This window comes from Alteromonas sp. RW2A1, from assembly GCF_001886475.1.
GTDB lineage: Bacteria > Pseudomonadota > Gammaproteobacteria > Enterobacterales > Alteromonadaceae > Alteromonas > Alteromonas hispanica.
Window position 1 is genome coordinate 2,326,822 of sequence record NZ_CP018031.1, and the last position, 19,825, is coordinate 2,346,646.

Genomic DNA, 19,825 nt, shown 5'->3' on the forward strand with positions numbered 1-19,825 from the left:
TACATAAAAAAATAGCCATCCTTAGGGGATGGCTATTTAGACATCAAAATCTGTGACTAACTTGGTTAGTAAGATTCGAACTAAACAGCCCGAGACAGAAGCATGGACTTAATTTGACCAATTGCTTTTGTTGGGTTTAGCCCTTTAGGGCACACGCTTACACAGTTCATTATACCGTGACAACGGAACACGCTGAACGCGTCGTCAAGTTCATTCAAACGCTCGTCTGTCGCAGTATCTCGGCTATCAATTAAGAAGCGATAAGCGTGAAGCAAACCAGCTGGTCCGATGAACTTATCTGGATTCCACCAGAAAGACGGACACGATGTTGAGCAACATGCACACAGGATACACTCATAAAGACCATCTAACTTCGCACGTTCTTCAGGCGACTGCAAATGCTCGCGCGCTGGCGGCTGTTTGCCATCGTTGATTAAGAACGGCTTGATCTTTTCGTACTGTGTATAGAATTGTGTCATATCAACAACCAGGTCTCGAACTACCGGTAGACCTGGAAGTGGACGAACTACAATTTTACCTTTGCCTAAAGCTGAAAGCGGTGTAATACAAGCAAGACCATTCTTACCATTCATATTAACGCCATCAGACCCACATACACCTTCACGACATGAACGGCGGAAAGACAACGATGGATCTTTTTCTTTCAGTGCTATTAATGCATCTAGAACCATCATGTCCTGACCTTCCTCTACTTCTAGAGAATAGTCTTGCATGCGTGGCTTTGCATCAACATCAGGGTTATAACGGTATATCGAAAATTCTAATTTCATAATCGTTACCTCTCTTAATACGTACGCGCTTTAGGAGGGAATGCCTCTCTAATTTTCGGCGCCATATTGACATCACGTTTGAGCATTTTTTCAGTGTTCGGATCGTAAATGCTGTGGCATAGCCAGTTGTCATCATCACGATCTGGGAAATCGAAGCGGCTGTGCGCGCCACGGCTTTCCGTTCTGAAATTCGCTGCTACTGCTGTGCTGTACGCTGTTTCCATTAGGTTATCAAGTTCTAAACATTCGATACGTTGAGTATTGAAGTCTGAGCTCTTGTCATCAAGGCGTGCGTTCTGTAGGCGTTCGCGAATTTCGCTAAGCTCTTTCAGGCCGTCAGCCATTGCTTCACCCTCACGGAATACTGAGAAGTTAAGCTGCATGCATTCTTGCATGTCTTTTTTGATTTGAACCGGGTCTTCGCCCTTACCCGCTTCTGAACTTTCCCAACGATTGAATCGTGCCATCGCTGCTTCAAGGTCAGACTCCGACGCATCACGACTTGGCGCCATATCAGATAGAGTCTTGCCAAGGTGCATACCCGTTGCGCGACCAAACACAACCAAATCAAGTAGTGAGTTACCACCTAGGCGGTTTGCACCGTGTACAGATACACAAGCAATCTCACCACAAGCAAATAAACCGTTCACAACTTTATCGTTGCCGTTCTCGTCTACTGCTAAGCACTGACCGTCTACGTTAGTAGGAATACCGCCCATCATGTAGTGACACGTTGGTATTACTGGAATTGGCTCTTTTACAGGGTCAACGTGAGCAAAGGTACGAGAAAGCTCTAGAATACCAGGCAAACGTGATTCAAGTACGTCTTTACCGAGGTGATCTAGCTTAAGTTTGATGTGCGTGCCCCAAGGGCCTTCACAACCACGACCTTCACGAATTTCGGTCATCATTGAACGAGCAACAACGTCACGACCTGCTAAGTCTTTCGCATTTGGTGCGTAGCGTTCCATGAATCGCTCGCCGTCTTTGTTGAGTAGATAACCACCCTCACCACGACAACCTTCGGTAACCAATGTTCCTGCACCAGCGATACCTGTTGGGTGGAACTGCCACATTTCCATGTCTTGAACTGCAACACCAGCGCGAAGTGCCATACCTACACCGTCACCGGTATTGATGTGCGCGTTGGTAGTTGACGCATAAATACGACCTGCACCACCAGTGGCAAGAACTACGGCACGTGACTTGAAGTAAACTACCTCACCAGATTCGATGTCGATTGCTGTACAACCTACTACGTCGCCGTCTTGGTTTTTCACTAAATCTAGTGCGTACCACTCAGAGAATACTTTTGTTTTGTTTTTTACGTTCTGTTGGTAAAGAAGGTGAAGAAGCGCGTGACCAGTACGGTCAGCCGCCGCAGCTGTACGTGCTGCCTGTTCGCCACCAAAGTTTTTTGATTGCCCACCAAAAGGACGCTGGTATACTTTTCCGTTTTCAAAACGTGAGAACGGCAGACCCATGTTTTCCATTTCAATAATGGCTTCAGGACCTTCCTTACACATATACTCGATTGCATCTTGGTCGCCGATGTAATCTGACCCTTTAACAGTGTCATACATGTGCCATTCCCAGTTGTCTTCGTGTGAATTACCTAGCGCAACGGTAATACCACCCTGTGCAGACACAGTATGAGAACGGGTTGGAAAAACTTTTGATAACAGTGCACATGACTTACCAGACTGTGAAATCTGTAGCGCGGCACGCATACCTGCGCCACCAGCACCAATTACTACTGCATCAAACTCGTGTACGGGTAAACTCATCTTACACTCCCCACAATACAAATAGGCCGACAGCTACGTAGCCAAAAGCGATGATATTTAGTATATATTGTAATCCCGCGCGCAGACTTGATGACTTAACATAGTCTGATAGCACCTGCCAAAGGCCGATACGTACGTGGATCATCACTGCGATTAGTGCTGCCAATGTGAAAACTTTCATAGCTAAACCAGAAAATAACCCACGCCATTCGACGTAACTTAAGCTACCGCTGGTTATAAAGTACCACGCCATGAAAATCGAGTACGCGAAAATAATTGCTGCTGTCGCACGAAGTGATACATAATCTTGTACACCATCGCGCTTCATACTTGCTTGGTTGGTTACCATAATGCAACTCCCAATACTACGGTCAGTACAATCCACAAAGCGATTGTTGCTTTCGCACTTGTGTTGCCCGACTCTAATTCTTCCCAGTGACCCAAGTCCATTACGACATGTCTTAGGCCGCCTAGAATGTGATACGTCAGCGCTGAAGCTGTGCCAATTGCGACAAATTTCCCAAAGAATCCGTCCATGATTGCCTGAACATTCGCAAAGCCTTCAGGCGATTGAACAGAAACTGCCCATGCCCAAATAACGAAAAGTAGCGCGAAGAACATGGCAACACCGGTTACACGATGGAGAATTGACGAAATAGCAGAGGGCGGAAATTTAATAGTATTGAGTTCTAAATTTACTGGTCTTTGCTTTTTCACAATGTATGCCTGTTTAATCCGTAGGGATAAGAATTACTTGTATTTATTATGTCCTGTACAAGTGAATTCGCTTTTAACCTGTTAATTGCCTCATCCATTGAGTTGTTAACAATTTGTGAACTATTCTTTAATGCTTGTAACAGAATAATTATTCTGTATTTCAAGCAATAATTATTCTGTATTTCAAGCACCGCTGAGTATATCCAGCGTAGTATATAATTACAATTTTTTGTGACGTAGTAAGACTTTAGTCTGAAATTACACACAATTGGTAATTATTTTAAATAAAAAGAGATCACAATTGCTCCTAACCCGCTAGTATCTGCGTAGTAGTAGCGTGTTAAGGGTATCAGTACCCCACTTATATGACTATGTGAACTAACAGCAAATTAAGCTCTTTTAATGTGGTAGATTAATTATTCAACATCAAGCGCTTATTTGTTAAACCAGTAGCGACACAAAAAATCTGTTTTAACAATTTACCTTTCAATAAAAGTCATTAAAAATGTTGATGCTATTAGAAAGGGTTGTATTCATTTGGTAAAATTCGAGTGAGAAAATTGCTAACAGAAATATGAGTGATAAAGAATATTTATTGTACATATATGCAATAAAATTGACTTGTTGGTGCATTATAAAGTACAAATACGCCCACTTTTCCCAATAAAGCGGACATTTTCGTCCGTTTTGCTGCAAACAGAACCATTCTGAGGAGAGCATTATATGGCAGATCAAAAAGCCATTCTTAAAGCCGGCGACAAGGAAATAGAGCTTCCTATTTTGTCTGGCACAGAAGGACAAGACGTAATCGATGTCCGTTCAGTTGGACAACACGGTTATTTTACTTACGACCCTGGTTTTATGGCGACAGGATCTTGCGAGTCAAGCATTACGTACATCGACGGTGCCGCAGGTGTTTTATTACACCGTGGTTTTCCCATTGAAGAACTTGCACGTGATGCTGACTATCTAGAAGTGTGCTATATGCTTCTACATGGCGATGCACCGTCTAAAGAGCAATACCAAGAATTTAAAGAAACAATTACTCGTCATACAATGGTTCACGAGCAAATTAACATGTTCTTCCACGGTTTCCGTAACGATGCCCACCCTATGGCAATGTTATGCGGTACCGTTGGTGCAATGTCATCGTTCTACCATAGCGACCTTGACGTTTCTAACGAAGAACAACGTGTACGCAGTGCACATCGTTTAATTGCGAAAATGCCAACACTTGTTGCAATGTGTTACAAGTACAACGTTGGTCAACCATTCGTTTACCCTCGTAACGATTTAAGCTATGCAGCTAACTTCTTAAACATGATGTTCTCTGTACCAGCTGAAGAGTACCAAATCAGTCCTGCTGTTGAACGTGCAATGGACCGTATCTTTACGCTTCATGCTGACCACGAGCAAAATGCTTCTACGTCTACAGTTCGCTTAGCCGGTTCTTCTGGTGCTAACCCTTATGCATGCATCGCAGCTGGTGTTGCATCACTCTGGGGACCTGCGCACGGTGGTGCTAATGAAGCATGCCTTAACATGCTAGAAGAAATTGGTACTGTTGATCGCATTCCTGAGTTTATCGCACGAGCGAAAGACAAGTCTGACCCGTTCCGTTTAATGGGCTTTGGTCATCGTGTTTATAAAAATCACGATCCTCGAGCTACCGTTATGCGTGAGAGCTGTCATGAAGTTCTTAGTGAGTTGAACGTTAAAGATCCTTTGTTAGAAGTAGCAATGGAATTAGAAAAAATAGCGTTGAGCGACCCGTACTTCGCAGAAAAGAAATTGTTCCCTAACGTAGATTTCTACTCTGGTATCGTGCTTAAAGCTATTGGTATTCCAACTAACATGTTTACGTGTATCTTTGCACTTTCTCGCACAGTAGGTTGGATTTCACATTGGCATGAAATGATGAGCGACCCCAAGCAAAAGATTGGTCGTCCTCGTCAGCTTTACACTGGTCACAGCCAAAGAAAATACACACCTATTAAGTAGTTTGAACTAACTGTCTTTTTAGATTGTAAAAATAGCGCCATGTCTGGCGCTATTTTTGTTTACGGCGTATCTTTCGAGAGGAGTATCCATGCCCTATTCTGCCCTTGGCTTAGGTATAGCAGGTTTAATACCGTTTATAGCTATGCCGCTAGCCTATCAACTTAACCTTCTTTCAATATCAGAAAGCGCAACATATTTTGTTCAGTATTCCGCTGTGTTGCTCTCTTTTTTTGGTGGTGTCCACTGGTGGGATGCGATTAGCAATCAGCGATATGATAAACAAATGTACATAGCCATGCTGCCCACTATTGTTGGATGGCTATGCCTAGTGTTTGCAAGTGATGTAAAAGTGCTTGGCGTACTGTCAATAAGCTATGTAGCCGTGTTGCTATACGACAAATTCACCCTAAGTTTACCAAAAGACCAAATTGTAAGTTATATAGGACTACGAATGGGTTTAACTACCGTAGCGGTAATAAGCCATGCTTGGATGATACTTTTACTTTCCTAGTCAGTGGCAACTAATAACAAAAATAGCAACCTAATGAGTAGTACCGCTCCTGCACAATGCAGAAGCGGTATTTTTCTTATAGGCGATCATGCTTTAACTTGAAAGCTAGCCGCCCTGTTCTTTAATTTTGTTACCCTAAAAGCTTATTTAAACAGGATTCAGCTTATTTAGTCAGCGAGCCGTTTTTATACGCTTCGAAGGCGTCCATTATCTCCTGCTGTGTGTTCATCACAAACGGTCCATACTGAACTACAGGCTCCTTAATAGGCTCTCCCAAAACAACAATACATTTGCATCCTCTCTTGGCCTCTAATGTTAACGTGGAGTCACCAAGAGGGGCTGGCGATAATACTCCGAGCTCGCCTTTACCAAGTTCATTATTAGTATTTGGTGCCTCGCAATTCACGGTTAAGGTACCCTCATAAACATAAATAAAGCCTTCGTGGTTACTTTCTATATCTATAGATACCGTTGCCGATTTAGAAGTTTCAGGCGCAAGCGCTACATCATAAAACGAAGGAGCAACAGCAGTGGTTTTTACGGGCCCTTTAATACCTTCGAACTCACCTGCAAGTACTTTTACTTTTACCCCAGGCTTTTCTACCTCAGGCACATCTGATGGCGGTATATCCTGGTAATTTGGCGGTGACATTTTCTCATGCGACGGCAAGTTAACCCAAAGCTGAAAACCTTTCAGAAGCCCCTCTTCCTGCTCGGGCATTTCTTCGTGAATTATTCCTTTACCGGCATTCATCCATTGAATACCGCCTGCCTCTATAACCCCCTCATTACCTACCGAGTCTTTGTGACGCATTTTGCCAGCCAGCATGTAAGTTACAGTCTGAAATCCTCTATGGGGGTGTGCGGGAAACCCTGATAAGTATTCAGAGGGTTTATCAGAGCCAAAAAAATCTAACATCAGAAAAGGATCGAGCCTGGGGAGTATAGGCTGACCGATAATACGGGTTAGTGAAACTCCGGCACCATCGCTGGTTGCCACACCCTTTACCCTCTTCTCAATTGACCGTTGGACATTATCAGTTTGTTGCATATCAGAAGCACTTTGAGATTCAATATCTGATTTCATATCGTATACACCCTTATTTATTTGCCAACGTTCTCTCTGCCGTGGGCAGACATCAAATCCTGCGAAGGTCCTACAGGAATAACCTGAGTTGGGTTGATCATTGTATGGCTGTAATAATAGTGACGTTTGATATGGTCAAAGTTTACGGTTTCAGCTATGCCGGGTATTTGGTAAAGCTCTTTCATATAACCGTACAAATTGGGATAGTCGGCTATCTGCTTTTTATTACATTTAAAGTGACCGTGATAGACAGGATCGAAACGAATCAGGGTAGTAAACAGCCGCCAGTCCGCTTCCGTAATCGCCTCTCCTACGAGGTAACGTGAATCAGCTAAGCGAGTTTCAACCACATCAAGTGCATTGAAAACCGCGTTAAATGCTTCTTCGTATGCCTCTTGCGTGGTCGCAAAGCCAGTTTTATACACTCCGTTGTTGATATTGTGGTAAACCAACTCGTTAACGGTATCAATTTCAGTACGGAGAGATTCTGGATAATAGTCATCTGTGTTCCCCGTCAGAGAATTAAAATCACTGTTTAAAATTCGGATGATATCTGCCGACTCATTGTTAACAATGGTGTTGTGCTTAGTATCCCAAAGAATTGGAACCGTAACTCGCGTAGTGATAGTAGAATCAACATGGGTATAGAGTTGGTGAGCAAAGTCGAAATCAAACAGCTTGTCTTTTGTCGAGCCTGGGTAGTTGCCAAACTCCCAGCCCTTATCCAACATTTCAGGATGTACGACAGACACGTCTATATGGGATTCCAGCCCTTTTAGCTTGCGAAATATAAGCGTTCTATGTGCCCACGGACACGCCAAAGATACATAAAGATGATAACGACCACTCTCAGGTTGGAATTTGTCATGGTCTTCGCTAATACGGTCGCGAAATTTACTCGCCTGACGCTCAAATTTACCGCCGCTTTTATCCGTGTCGTACCATTTGTCTTGCCATTTACCGTCTACTAAAAGTCCCATTGCAATACCTTTCTGTGATTTCAATTCTTAACAGCGCATATTTTTACATGTATTAAGTAGAACGTATGTTGACTTAATACGGATTTATTATTCGAAAAAAGCTAAAATAGAAAGGTAAAAACCAAGCGTATTGCAATATTATAAGGCGCAACTTTTTTGTTTGTAGCGTTGGTTAATATTCTACGCAACTTGCAAATTTACGTCGTTTTGCTTATTTTGCTCGGCTTTAAAAGTGGGTGGGGCCAATCATATTGTCTTTAATTGTAATTAACACGTTTGGTTTGCGCTAAAAACACTTTCACGACTAATCTTTATTATTGGAAATAACATGTCTGAAGATCCTCGCCTTGGCGGCATTGTTCGTCTATATGGTGCAGAAAACACAAATGTTCTCGCTAACAGTCACGTTGCCGTTGTCGGCATTGGCGGTGTGGGCAGCTGGACTGCAGAAGCACTGGCCCGCTCGGGCATTGGCACAATTACACTTGTGGATTTAGATGACGTATGTGTCACCAATACTAATCGCCAGATTCACGCATTAGACAATACAGTTGGCGAGCCCAAAGTGGAGGTTATGGCAGCGCGAATTAAGCAAATAAACCCATCGTGCCGTGTAAATATCATCGAAGATTTTGTTACCCCAGATAATACGCCAGAGCTGATCACGAAGAACATGCACATGGTGGTAGACGCTACAGATAGTATTCGCGCCAAAGCGGCGATGATAGCGCATTGTAAACGCAATAAAATTCCTATCGTTACTGTTGGTGGAGCTGGCGGGCAGATAGATCCAACGCAAGTTACTCGCGGCGATTTAGCAAAAACTACGCAGGATCCTCTGGCCGCAAAGTTACGCAGTGAGCTACGGCGAAATTATAATTTCAGTAAAAACCCAAAACGTCGTTTTGGTGTCGAATGTATATATTCTACAGAGCAGCTTCGTTACCCCCAGCCAGACGGCTCGGTATGTTTCAGTAAATCTGCAATGGAAGGCGGCACCCGTCTTGATTGTGCAGGCGGCTTCGGTGCGGTGGTAACGGTAACCGCTACGTTTGGTATGTTTGCGGCTGCTAGCGTGGTTAATCGATTAACAGGTCAAAAATAAATACGAATTATCAAGTTACGTTACTACGCACAACCTGATATATTTTTCTATTATATGCTTCAAATGATAAGAACATGATACATCCACTAGCTGTATCGTTAATAAGGAGAAAGCTTTGTCACCTGAAGAACTCGAGAAACTCATGGCTGATTGTGCAGCCGACGCTAAAGTAGTCGCATCAACAGAGTTTGACGTTACGCTTGATGACACACCAGAAAGTATTTCGGCAGTCGATGATATCTTACTTAGTTTTATAGACAAATTTCACGATCAGGCGCTGGAAGATGAGGCGGTGTTTACTATCTGTAATATCTTTGGGGCCTATGTAGGTGAGATCCTAAAAGCGCAGCTCGATGGCGAATGGATATATGACCAATCAAATCCACAAGCGCCGGCGGTATTTTTACGCGTTGGAACAAATACGTACGCCCTTGCAGGTATTTGTTACGAGCGCTTAGTGAATGATAGTCAAGTGAGTGTCCATTCATACTATGAGCAAGCGCTAGAAAACCACATGCACTAACGCAGCGTTAATGAAAACTTATTAGTGAGTTCCTTACAAGGGCGTGCTGGTAAGTTTTCAGATTGTGAGTTAGCGATTTTTATTTAGCTGGTGTGATCTAGCTAGCATTAATTCAAGAATTACAGCTAGTCTATTTTAGTGCATCGTCGCTACTGTTATCCTCACCTTTACTGTGTGTATCCTTTTCATCTTTTCCCACTTCAGGTGTGGCCCAATCTTCGATCATCCACTTAAGATGTCTACTACGGGTAACGACATAAAGTGTTATTGTATAAAGCAATATCTTTAATGCGGTCACCAACTCAAACCCCCAGTGATGATGCATTAGGTAATACATCTGACCTGTCAGCAACACAAGAACCCCAACTTGTATAAAAGGCAGCACAAAATGTCGCCAGCTTAGCCAATTCCGCTTCCAGAGACGCTCTCGTTGGCTTATTAGCACTAAACTTGTTAGTACAGGTAAACTGGCTACTAGGTTAAGACCAAGCGCTTCTTTTTGTGGATAGAAAAATGCCAGCAACTCTGTGGTTTGTGACCGTGATACCACGGAGAAGATAAACACCAGCCAATCTACGCACAGCAGTAACAATAGAAAATATAACCATGATGGAGCGAGAATGCGTCCCGATTCATCGTAGTGTTTAAGCGGTAGTTTTAGCATTTTTCGTCCGGGCCTTTTTATTTTTGATATATGATTTATGTCTTATGGCTTATAAAGTGTTGTGTTTATTTGAGAAGTAATAGCATCACCGAAAGGTTGTGGTTACATACTCGAATATTTCCATTTTATTGCCCGTGATGAGCTTTTCCGCTTGCCCGTGTTTAATCGCGTTTGATAAGCCAAGGTGGGGTTATTTTCTCAAAAACAAAGCACAAATCTGTGAGAATCTGTTTTCAGCAGTAAAACTGTCGTTAATGCTTAACCTCAGTTTACTAAATTAATTAAATAATGAGGCATTCTGTACTGTGTTATGAAAAGACTTGCTGTATAATTCGCGCCCATTTTGAGCACAGTCATTGGCTAGGTGAAATTTTAGATGACAGTAGAAACGTTTAATCCGAATAAAGTGACCAACAGCACTACAACGCTTGAAACGCCTGTTAAGGTGTTGCAAGAATCAACGCCAAAAAATACCAGTAATGGAAGTCGCATCGGTTTCGTCTCGTTAGGTTGTCCGAAGAACCTAGTTGACTCAGAGCGTATTCTTACACAACTTCGTACTGAAGGTTATGATGTTGTGCCCACATACAACGATGCTGACTTAGTGATTGTAAATACCTGCGGCTTTATCGATGCTGCGGTTGAAGAATCACTCGATACCATTGGTGAGGCGCTTAAGGAAAATGGTAAAGTTATTGTAACCGGTTGCTTAGGCATTAAAGAAGATGAAATACGTGAGGTTCATCCTAATGTTTTGGCTATCACTGGTCCACACGCTTATGAAACTGTGGTGGAACAAGTACACGAACACCTACCAAAGCCATCCCATAATCCTTTTGCAGACCTTGTACCCGATCACGGTGTGAAACTGACCCCACGTCATTATGCGTACCTGAAAATATCTGAAGGCTGCAATCACAGATGCACGTTTTGTATTATTCCTTCAATGCGCGGCGACCTTGTGAGCCGTCCTGTAGGTAATGTACTTGACGAAGCAAAGCGCTTGAAAGATGCCGGTGTAAAAGAGTTGCTGGTTATCTCGCAAGATACCAGTGCATACGGTGTGGATGTGAAGCACAGAACTGGCTTTTGGAACGGAATGCCGGTAAAAACACACATGCAGCAACTCTGCGAAAAGCTGGGCGAAATTGGTATTTGGGTACGGTTACATTACGTATATCCCTACCCTCATGTCGATGAGCTTATCCCGCTAATGAATGAGGGAAAAATTCTTCCTTATCTCGACATTCCGTTTCAGCATGCAAACAAGCGTATTCTTCGCCTCATGAAGCGTCCTGGCAGTGCCGAACGTGTACTTGAAAGAGTTAAAAAGTGGCGTGAACAGTGCCCTTCATTGGTAATACGTTCCACGTTTATTGTCGGGTTCCCGGGTGAAACGGAAGAAGAGTTTGAGGAACTACTCGAATTTCTAAGAGAAGCGCAGCTAGATCGCGTGGGCGCTTTTGCATACTCCCCTGTCGAGGGTGCAAGAGCCAATGATCTTCCCGACCCAGTTCCAGAAGACATCAAACAACAGCGTTTGGCTCGTTTTATGGAAGTTCAGGGCGAAATAAGTGCTGCCCGTTTACAAGCACGCATTGGCAATGAATATCAGGTTGTTATCGATTCTGTAGACAGCGAAGGAGCCGTGGGACGAACCTATGCCGATGCGCCTGAAGTTGACGGATTAGTGCACCTTAACGGCGTTTACGATGTTAAACCGGGCGAGAGAGTCTGGGCAGAAGTCATTCATGCAAACGAACACGATGTTTGGGCTGTACTCTCTGAAGACCAAGATGAAGAGCACACTGAATAGAGCTTGCTTAACACAGAAACAAAAATAAGGCGCTTTTAAGCGCCTTATTAATATCAGTTTATCTCACACCAAGGGTGTAGCTAGCTAGCAAAGATAACTACCAGGGTAAAATTTCACCGTTGGAATGCACAAACTGTCCAGTTGTCTCAATCGACAGTTCTGCTATTCTTTCAACAAGTCGCTCGGCGCAAGTGGTGGTGTCTATATCGCCCGCACCACCCACCATTTCAGTTTGCACAAACCCTGGGTGTAAAAGCGCTACCGCTATTCCTTTCGGCTTAAGGTCGTTAGCCAAGGAGACGCCAGCGGCATTTAACGCTGCTTTCGACATTCTATACCCATAGTAGTTGCCTGAGGTATTGTCAGCCATCGACCCCATTCTGCTGGTGATAAGCGCAACCTTGCTACCTGATGCTAGGTTTGGAAGTAGAGTTTGAGTAACGAGAAGCGGGCCAAGAGCATTAACTCTGAATTGATAATCGATGGTATTTGGGTCCCAGTCTTCTATGGACTCTCTACCTAAAACGCCTGCGTTATTGATTAATAGATCAATGTTCACATCAGCAAGAGGCGCTAGTTGTTCCGCAAGCGTGTCTGGTTGCGATACGTCAACGCCACTTATAACGTTCACGCCTGCGCTGTTCAGATCATCACAACTGTTACGACATGTCGCATACACTTTTGCACCCTGAGCTTTGTACTGCTTTGCAAGCGCTAGCCCTATCCCTCTGTTACCGCCAGTAATGACAACATTCATAATAGCTCCTTAAATGTGTATGTGTTTTATATCAGTGATTTGTTTATGTTTATTTCATCAATGCTGGGTGTATGCTTTTCTCTGTGCTCGTAAGTAAATTTAAGTAAAACATTGTTACTAAAAAGCCGCCCCCTTATTTCTCATCAGTTTAATGTTGTAAGTAAACGTTCGAGATCTTCTGGGGTATCGATGCCAATGGGTGGCGATGCGACAGCCTGTTGACAGTGGATGCTGTCGCCATACCACAAGGCTCGCAGTTGCTCTAACGACTCTATTTGCTCTAACGCGCTTGGTTTATAATTTACGTATTGCTGAATATATCGTGCCCGGTAAGCATAAATACCGATATGACGATGATAAAGCGAAGTATTAGCATCGTTTTTATTTGCCATCATTCTGTCTCGCTCAAAAGGTATAGGCGAGCGGGAGAAGTAGATTGCTTCATCGTTTGTGTTAACTACAACTTTCACAATATTGGGGTTAAACACATCATCTGTTGCGGTTACGGGCGTTGTCAGTGTAGCCATGTCACACTGAGTTGCGTTTGTAAGATTAAGGGCAACCTGACGAATATTTTCAGCGGGTATAAAGGGCTCATCGCCTTGAACGTTCACCACAATGGCATCATCATTCAGCGCCATTTTCTCTACCACTTCGGCAATTCTTTCTGTGCCTGATTGGTGATCGCTTGATGTCATGCATACTGTACTGAAGGCTTTAGCCACTTCTTCAATACGAGTATCGTCAGTTGCCACGATAACGTTTTCTGCACCTGCTTCTGTGGCTCTCTCAACGACATGCTGAATCATAGGCTTACCGTTAATTAATGCTAATGGCTTACCGGGAAAGCGACTAGATCCATATCTTGCCGGAATAATTACTGTAAAAGCCATAATTGTTTTACCTTAGCGAGTCTCGTCTACTTGTTCTAATGACAGGGTTGTAGCCTTGCTCTCAATAAGCACGGGGATGCCTTCTTTAATGTCGTACGCTAAGCGATCGAAACGGCAGACTAACCTTGCATTAGACTCATCTAATACCAGCTTTCCCTTACACACGGGGCATGCTAAAACGTCTAATAGCTTTTTATCAAATGCCATTCTCATTTTCCTTTTCATTGCTTTGAACCGTCAATCCGCAGTTCAACAGCTTATTTGTAATCAGATTGAAAAATTGATTGTCGATGTTTGCTGTTACAGGCAAAAACCAGCAGTATTTATGTGCAAAAGCCGACACCTTTACCGCATCTTTCTCTGTCATTATGACTGTTTCAGTGGGTATATCGTCAACAGTAAAGTCATGATGGTCGGGAAACGCACGGGCAGAATCGAGCTTTAAACCCAAATTCTCTAGCTGAGAAAAAAAGCGCTGTGGCGAGCCTATTCCCGCAAGTGCACTCACTGCGCTATCACGAAAACTGTCTAAAGTTATCTGTCGCTGCCTATCTGTAACATTGACCAAATTGCCTGGTTCTAAGGACATTAGAAACTGCGCTGCACACGGTTGAGATAACTGTGGCATAACTGCGCTGTTGTGTATAATTGCATCTACAGTTCCTAGACGCCATTTCCCCTCACGCAAAGGTCCCATAGGTAATAAAAAACCGCTACCCACTAACCTATCATCCATTACTATTAATTCAACGTCTCGTGATAACGCATAGTGCTGTAGACCATCATCGCAAATGATGAGGTCGCTCTCACATTGTTCGACAAGATAGGTTGCTCCGCGCACGCGGTTAGGGTCGATGACCACATCGCAACCACTGCGACCGGCCAATAATCGGGGCTCATCACCAACGTGTTTCGCTTCGTCGTTTTCACTTACTTTTCGCGGATAAAAATCTGATTTACCGCCATAACCTCGACTTAAAATACCAACCTTTACACCTTTATTTTTGTAATATTCGGCGAGTGCCAACACTACGGGAGTTTTGCCATTACCCCCTACTGATATATTTCCAACGACAATAACGGGAACGTCTACTTTTACCGATTGTTTAACGCCAATAGCATACAGCCAACGGCGAAGCGCAGAAATCAGATAAAAAAGCAGGGCAAGCGGAGATAGCAACCACACTAAGGGATGGCCGCGATACCACTTTTTTGCAATATCACTCACTTACTATCACCAAATTGCAAAGCATGTAGTTGGGCGTAGTGCCCCGTTTTAGCCAGCAACTCACTATGACTGCCCTTTTCAATAATTTTGCCTTGTTCGACCACCATAATAGCATCAGCATTTTCAATGGTTGATAATCTATGGGCCACCACAATACTGGTACAACGTTTTTGCAGTGTTTCCAATGCATCTTGAATGAGTTTCTCAGACTCCGTATCAAGTGCAGACGTTGCCTCGTCCAGAATAAGAATAGGTGCCTCGGCCAAAATAGCTCTGGCAATGGCAATGCGCTGTCGTTGCCCACCCGAGAGCATAAGGCCATTCTCACCTATCACCGTGTCCATGCCATCGGGTAAATTCGCTAAGAACTCGTCTACATGTGCCATTTGGGCGGCATGCTCTATATCTTTGCGAGAAACACTTTCCTGTGCGCCGTAGGCAATATTATTGGCAATACTGTCGTTAAATAGTGTGACATTTTGAGAAACCACTGCAAACTGGGCGCGTAGAGATTTAAGGTCAATACTATTGAGCGCTTTATCATCAAGACGAATTTCTCCTTCTTGAGGCACGTAAAAACGTGTAAGCAGAGAAGAAATTGTAGATTTCCCACTGCCTGAACGGCCTACCAAGGCAATAGACTGACCAGGGTTGGCAGTGAATGACACGTTCGATAAGGCTGGCGTTTGTTTGCCTGGGTAATAAAAAGTGACATCATCAAACTCTAATTTACCTGCTGCACGATCAAGCTTTTCCGAGCCTGAATCGTCTTCATCTTGCTGGTCGAGTATCTCAAAAATACTCGCACATGCAGCCATTCCTTTCTGAAATTGATTGTTGATGGTGGTGAGCTGTTTCAAAGGCTTTAGCAACATAACCATACAGAACACAACGTTAATAAATACGCCGGCAGTAAGTTGCTCTAACATGCCCGGGGTGCTGGCAATAAACAAAACTACCGCCAGTGCAATTGAAGCAATTACCTGAATAGAGGACACACTGAGAATTTGCGTTACCGACAGCTTCATGGTTTGCTGGCGATTATGATTGTTTTTTTGCTTAAATCTGTCCTGCTCTATTTTTTGACCACCAAACATGAGAACCACTTTGTGTCCTCTTACTGCTTGCTCGACTGACGATGTCAAATTGCCCATAGAATGCTGAATGTTTTTACTCACCACTCTAAAACGCTTGCTAACAAACGCGACTATAACGGCAACTAATGGTCCAATGAGAAGAAAAATAAGCGAGAGCTGCCACGAGTAGTAAAACATAACACCTAATAGGCCAATAACGAGAGCTCCCTCTCGTATAAGCGTAAGTAAGGCTTTACCCGACGCGTTAGCCACTTGCTCCGTATCGTAAGTGACCTTACTAATCAAACCACCTACGGCATGATTGTCGTGAAACTCAACGGGTAAATGAATATATTTGTCGAACAATTGCTGTCGCATACGCATAACAACTTGAGCACCAATCCAACTTAGCGTGTAGGTACCTAAAAAGTTGAATATACCTCTAAGTAGAAACAGCGGAACTATGGCATACGCTGCTAGTCTTAAATATTCGTGGTCGTTTTTGCCTAGCGATTCATCAATCATAGGCTGAAGTTGTGCAAACACAAACGTATCAACTGCCGAGTAACCTATCATTCCTATGATGGCGAAAACGAAAGGCACTTTGTATGCTTTTAGATAGTTTAAAAAGCGTTTAATTTGAAAATCCGAGGCTTCGGTTTGCTGCATGAATTATGTTCACCCGTCTTAAAATTCGTTGATAAACTCACAAGACTTTGTTGTGTTTTTACTGCGATATATTGTACTCGGTATTATAATAATTCCCTAATTTCACAGGTAATTCGATTAAAATCTCACCTTCCAGCGCTTTAATATTCACAAGGTTTCATTTTTGCTGACACAGTTGAATGTCTGGCATGGCCTACAAATGGGACGGATAGATTGCTTTCAAATACCAACGCTCGTTTAAGTCGAAACGCTGAGACTGAATAACTACATTGTGGTTACAGTAATCGTTTTCAAACCTACTATTCAACCATTTAGACAACATACAAACTTTGGAACTCCCTAACGTTATTTTCATATACCCATGGTAACTCGACATATAGTAAGGGACACCAAGTGCTTCATAACGCTGTATTACAGGAAGTGCCGGAAACTTCCAGCGGTTCTCAAACCCCTGTGTAATGATTATGGCTTTAGGGTTAACCTGTCTGACAAATACTGACGTAGATGAGGTGTTGCTTCCGTGATGTGGAGCAATAAGGATATCTGCATCTACAGTTAACGTTGGTGCAACTGACTTAAATGATGCATTCGCATCTTCTGCTGACTGATTTGTGGTTGCTGCGTTCACTGTATTTAACAGAGCATATTCAGTGCTTCGCTCAATATCGCCTGGCAATAAAATACTATTAAATGCGTCGCTTATTTTAATCACGCAGGAATGATTATTATCGTTTGTGGAATTACCCGGTAATGGCCATAAAATATCGATGCGTAAGCCTTGCCACTTTTCTGTTTTGCCTTGTTCACAGCCTTCAGTAGGAGAAAACCAAAGAGCACGACTAGCCAGATCTGAATTTGCTACAGTGGCCTTTCCCCCGGCGTGATCGTTATCTTTGTGGGTGTGAAAAACATAATCGATAGATTCAATACCTAACTTGTTCAGCAAGGGTAATAGCACTTCGCTGGCCGTATAAGCTACCCCCCTGTAACTAGCGCCAGAATCAATAACTAAAGCCCTACCTGCTTTTACCACTGCAATTGCGCTGGCCTGCCCCGCGTCTAAAACATGTACATTCCATTGTTTTGGATTACTGGGTACGCGTAGTGTTAAAAGTGGAACAAGAAGTACAATCACCGCTACCTTTTTATAGCGCCAACGTGGGCCAATGAGTAAAAACATAAATGCCAGTGCACAGACCGCTGCTTTAGCATCTAAGTTAATATCTATTGAAGCATTTTCGTAGCGTGCTAAAAATTTCAAAAATTCAATAAGCCACGTCATGACGGTATCTAAGTAACTGAACAGCTTTTCTACCGCTGAAATACAGAATTCAGACACCTCTGAAATTATCGAAGCGTTTCCTGAAGTATCAACCCTATTCTCACCAACTAAATTCATTTTTAACAACGTTAAAATGAGCAGAACAAGCAAAGCAGGCGGCAACAGCAAGGTAATAATGGGTACTGCAATAATATTGGCCAAAAGCCCTACGACAGAAAATGTGCTGAAGAATATAACAGTGACGGGGATCATAAATATGCTTAACAATATTTGTAAGCTAAATAATGTTTTTACAAATGACTGTGTAGATAATCGGAATCTGGCAACTAAGAACCAAATGTAAAGTACAGCACTCACGCTTAAATAAAAGCTTGCACTTAATATGGATAATGGGAATAGCGCTATACTTACCGCTACCATCGCAACTGCAAGGTGAAGAGGCCTGTATGTAAAGCATAACAGTGTCAACACACTGGCTACAGTTAGCAGTACATAAGCTCTTACAACGGGCAACGCTAAGCCGCTTAGCAAAGTGTAAAGACCACAACCTATCCATACGATAGATATAACAAGGTGTCTGTAGTTGATATACGAAGCTAATAGATGCTCTCGCTTGAACAGGCTTTGAGACTTCTTCGTTGAAGCAAACAATGCCGAAAAAGCACTGCTTAGCTGAGCTTTCAAGTAAACGATACAACAGCAGAACAATAAAACATAACCTGCAACTACGCCTAAATGCATGCCTGAAATACTGAATAAATGGCCCGTGCCCGTAACTTGCAAAAGCTCCCAATGTAACGGTGTAAAACCACCTCGAAGCCCTAAAAGAAGCGCTTGCCACCATTGAAGGTTATTGCCCCTTAACTCATTAAGTACTGATGCCATACGCAAGCGAAAGCTGTGACGGTGAGATACATGGGCAAAATAAAGCTTTTTAATGTAACCGGTAACGTGAACATGATCCGCCATAAGATGCTTTTGCTGATTAGCCCCCACCGGATTTTGAGTGCTATAGCTTGGCTTTAGTTTTACCAACGCCAGGAAGATATCGCCATTATGAAGGCAGCTGCTTTCATCAAGCTGATTCGAATCATTTATTGTGGGAGCTGTAAGCCTTCCTTTTTTGCCAGCAAGCCCCTCTATAAAGGTAGACTGAGGTGATTGTTCGGTGTCATTTGGCGCTATAAACTCAACCATATAGCGATGACTTTTTACCTCAGTGAATGTATTGATAGATGTACTGATAGTTGTATTGGGGGAAGTATCGAGGCTTTTTTTATGTACTGGACCTTTAGGGTTGGGTATACAGCCACCGCTTAAAACGCGAGCTTGTAATATGATGTCTTTTTGAATTTTGTCTTTTGGGAGTTGCCAAGCATAGTGGTAATACCCTACACTCGCCTCCATTAAAACGCCCGTCAATGCGCCGCAGGCAACAAGCATGCTCAGGAAAGCGACAGAGCGTCTGCTAAGAGGGAAGAGTCTTAAGGATGAGACCTTGTATAGGTTTCGGTTGAAAGTGTAAAAAGAGGCTTCACTCGCGCACTGACATGGAAATTGTCTTGGTATATGTTCAGGCTTGAGTTTTGTTGTTGGGCTTAACGCAAACCGGTGATAAGTGGCTAGAATGGTAAGCAACAATATCACCAGTGCGATTAGTAAAAAAAGTTCGCTTTTTGAAGGTAAGCGAGGCCAAAAAACCGCACTGATTGCGCCAACGCAAAAACTAAATAGCCAAATTGTGATACGATTTACCATTGATTCACGTAACTATTTTTATCTAGACCTTATTTAGGTAGCTTATTTAGGTAGCTTAGTAGCGTAGACTGCCAAACTTTATTAGGGTTAATAAACTTGCCAGTTTCCGAGTTTGGGTTTAACGAGCTTGGGTTTAATCCTCGAAGGTGTACGTGGCGAAAATTGGCAAAATATTTTTTT

General features: G+C 43.1%; 18 protein-coding genes. 5 read left to right on the plus strand and 13 right to left on the minus strand.

Annotation, left to right across the window (positions count from 1 at the left end):
• Window positions 1-80: 80 nt before the first annotated feature.
• From BM528_RS10465 to sdhC, 4 genes are read right to left on the minus strand one after another with little or no spacing between them, the layout of a single operon-like run.
• On the minus strand, window positions 81-791 hold the full coding sequence (locus tag BM528_RS10465; RefSeq protein WP_071979756.1) for a succinate dehydrogenase iron-sulfur subunit: 711 nt from the start codon (window positions 789-791) through the stop codon (window positions 81-83).
• Window positions 792-805: 14 nt separating this feature from the next.
• Window positions 806-2,578: a succinate dehydrogenase flavoprotein subunit gene (gene sdhA, locus BM528_RS10470; protein WP_071979757.1), complete on the minus strand. Its 1,773-nt coding sequence runs from the start codon at window positions 2,576-2,578 to the stop codon at window positions 806-808.
• A 1-nt stretch (window position 2,579) separates the two neighbouring features.
• Entirely contained in the window at window positions 2,580-2,927 is a 348-nt protein-coding gene (gene sdhD / locus BM528_RS10475) for a succinate dehydrogenase, hydrophobic membrane anchor protein (protein WP_071979758.1), read from the minus strand.
• Window positions 2,921-3,295 (minus strand): succinate dehydrogenase, cytochrome b556 subunit, encoded by a 375-nt coding sequence (gene sdhC, locus BM528_RS10480; RefSeq protein WP_071979759.1) that lies wholly within the window; start codon window positions 3,293-3,295, stop codon window positions 2,921-2,923. The genes sdhD and sdhC overlap by 7 nt, the downstream gene beginning before the upstream one ends.
• Before the next feature lie 723 nt (window positions 3,296-4,018).
• Here sdhC and BM528_RS10485 point away from each other — a divergent pair.
• A complete protein-coding gene (locus BM528_RS10485; RefSeq protein ID WP_071979760.1) occupies window positions 4,019-5,296 on the plus strand; it encodes a citrate synthase in 1,278 nt (425 codons plus the stop codon).
• A gap of 88 nt (window positions 5,297-5,384) precedes the next feature.
• The gene (locus BM528_RS10490) at window positions 5,385-5,807 is read left to right on the plus strand and encodes a DUF3429 domain-containing protein (RefSeq protein WP_071979761.1); all 423 of its coding nucleotides are present in this window, start codon (window positions 5,385-5,387) and stop codon (window positions 5,805-5,807) included.
• Window positions 5,808-5,970: 163 nt separating this feature from the next.
• Here BM528_RS10490 and BM528_RS10495 read toward each other — a convergent pair whose 3' ends face one another.
• Both BM528_RS10495 and BM528_RS10500 read right to left on the minus strand, forming a co-directional pair.
• A complete protein-coding gene (locus BM528_RS10495) occupies window positions 5,971-6,858 on the minus strand; it encodes a pirin family protein (RefSeq protein WP_071981261.1) in 888 nt (295 codons plus the stop codon).
• Window positions 6,859-6,911: 53 nt separating this feature from the next.
• The gene (locus tag BM528_RS10500; RefSeq protein WP_071979762.1) at window positions 6,912-7,874 is read right to left on the minus strand and encodes a glutathione S-transferase family protein; all 963 of its coding nucleotides are present in this window, start codon (window positions 7,872-7,874) and stop codon (window positions 6,912-6,914) included.
• Window positions 7,875-8,202: 328 nt separating this feature from the next.
• Here BM528_RS10500 and tcdA point away from each other — a divergent pair, with 328 nt between their 5' ends.
• Both tcdA and BM528_RS10510 read left to right on the plus strand, forming a co-directional pair.
• Complete coding sequence (gene tcdA / locus BM528_RS10505; RefSeq protein WP_071979763.1) at window positions 8,203-8,979, plus strand: tRNA cyclic N6-threonylcarbamoyladenosine(37) synthase TcdA; 777 nt, start codon at window positions 8,203-8,205, stop codon at window positions 8,977-8,979.
• 115 nt (window positions 8,980-9,094) lie between these two features.
• Complete coding sequence (locus tag BM528_RS10510) at window positions 9,095-9,502, plus strand: hypothetical protein (RefSeq protein ID WP_083595261.1); 408 nt, start codon at window positions 9,095-9,097, stop codon at window positions 9,500-9,502.
• 130 nt (window positions 9,503-9,632) lie between these two features.
• Here the strand turns inward: BM528_RS10510 and BM528_RS10515 are convergent, their stop codons facing one another.
• On the minus strand, window positions 9,633-10,166 hold the full coding sequence (locus BM528_RS10515; RefSeq protein WP_071979764.1) for a DUF2919 family protein: 534 nt from the start codon (window positions 10,164-10,166) through the stop codon (window positions 9,633-9,635).
• A 376-nt stretch (window positions 10,167-10,542) separates the two neighbouring features.
• Between BM528_RS10515 and rimO the strand changes: the two genes are divergently transcribed.
• Window positions 10,543-11,982, plus strand: coding sequence for a 30S ribosomal protein S12 methylthiotransferase RimO (gene rimO, locus BM528_RS10520; protein WP_071979765.1), 1,440 nt, complete (start codon window positions 10,543-10,545; stop codon window positions 11,980-11,982).
• Window positions 11,983-12,079: 97 nt separating this feature from the next.
• On the opposite strand, the gene BM528_RS10525 is transcribed toward rimO, so the two are convergent.
• From BM528_RS10525 to BM528_RS10550, 6 genes are all read right to left on the minus strand, one after another.
• Complete coding sequence (locus BM528_RS10525) at window positions 12,080-12,739, minus strand: SDR family oxidoreductase (RefSeq protein ID WP_071979766.1); 660 nt, start codon at window positions 12,737-12,739, stop codon at window positions 12,080-12,082.
• A gap of 143 nt (window positions 12,740-12,882) precedes the next feature.
• Window positions 12,883-13,632: a 3-deoxy-manno-octulosonate cytidylyltransferase gene (gene kdsB, locus BM528_RS10530; RefSeq protein WP_071979767.1), complete on the minus strand. Its 750-nt coding sequence runs from the start codon at window positions 13,630-13,632 to the stop codon at window positions 12,883-12,885.
• A 12-nt stretch (window positions 13,633-13,644) separates the two neighbouring features.
• Window positions 13,645-13,839, minus strand: coding sequence for a Trm112 family protein (locus tag BM528_RS10535; protein ID WP_071979768.1), 195 nt, complete (start codon window positions 13,837-13,839; stop codon window positions 13,645-13,647).
• A complete protein-coding gene (gene lpxK / locus BM528_RS10540) occupies window positions 13,829-14,860 on the minus strand; it encodes a tetraacyldisaccharide 4'-kinase (RefSeq protein WP_071979769.1) in 1,032 nt (343 codons plus the stop codon). Before lpxK ends, BM528_RS10535 begins: the two co-directional genes overlap by 11 nt.
• On the minus strand, window positions 14,857-16,605 hold the full coding sequence (msbA, locus tag BM528_RS10545; protein ID WP_071979770.1) for a lipid A export permease/ATP-binding protein MsbA: 1,749 nt from the start codon (window positions 16,603-16,605) through the stop codon (window positions 14,857-14,859). The genes lpxK and msbA overlap by 4 nt, the downstream gene beginning before the upstream one ends.
• Before the next feature lie 193 nt (window positions 16,606-16,798).
• Window positions 16,799-19,645, minus strand: a complete 2,847-nt coding sequence (locus BM528_RS10550; RefSeq protein WP_083595262.1) for a DNA internalization-related competence protein ComEC/Rec2 — start codon at window positions 19,643-19,645, stop codon at window positions 16,799-16,801.
• Window positions 19,646-19,825 lie beyond the last annotated feature (180 nt).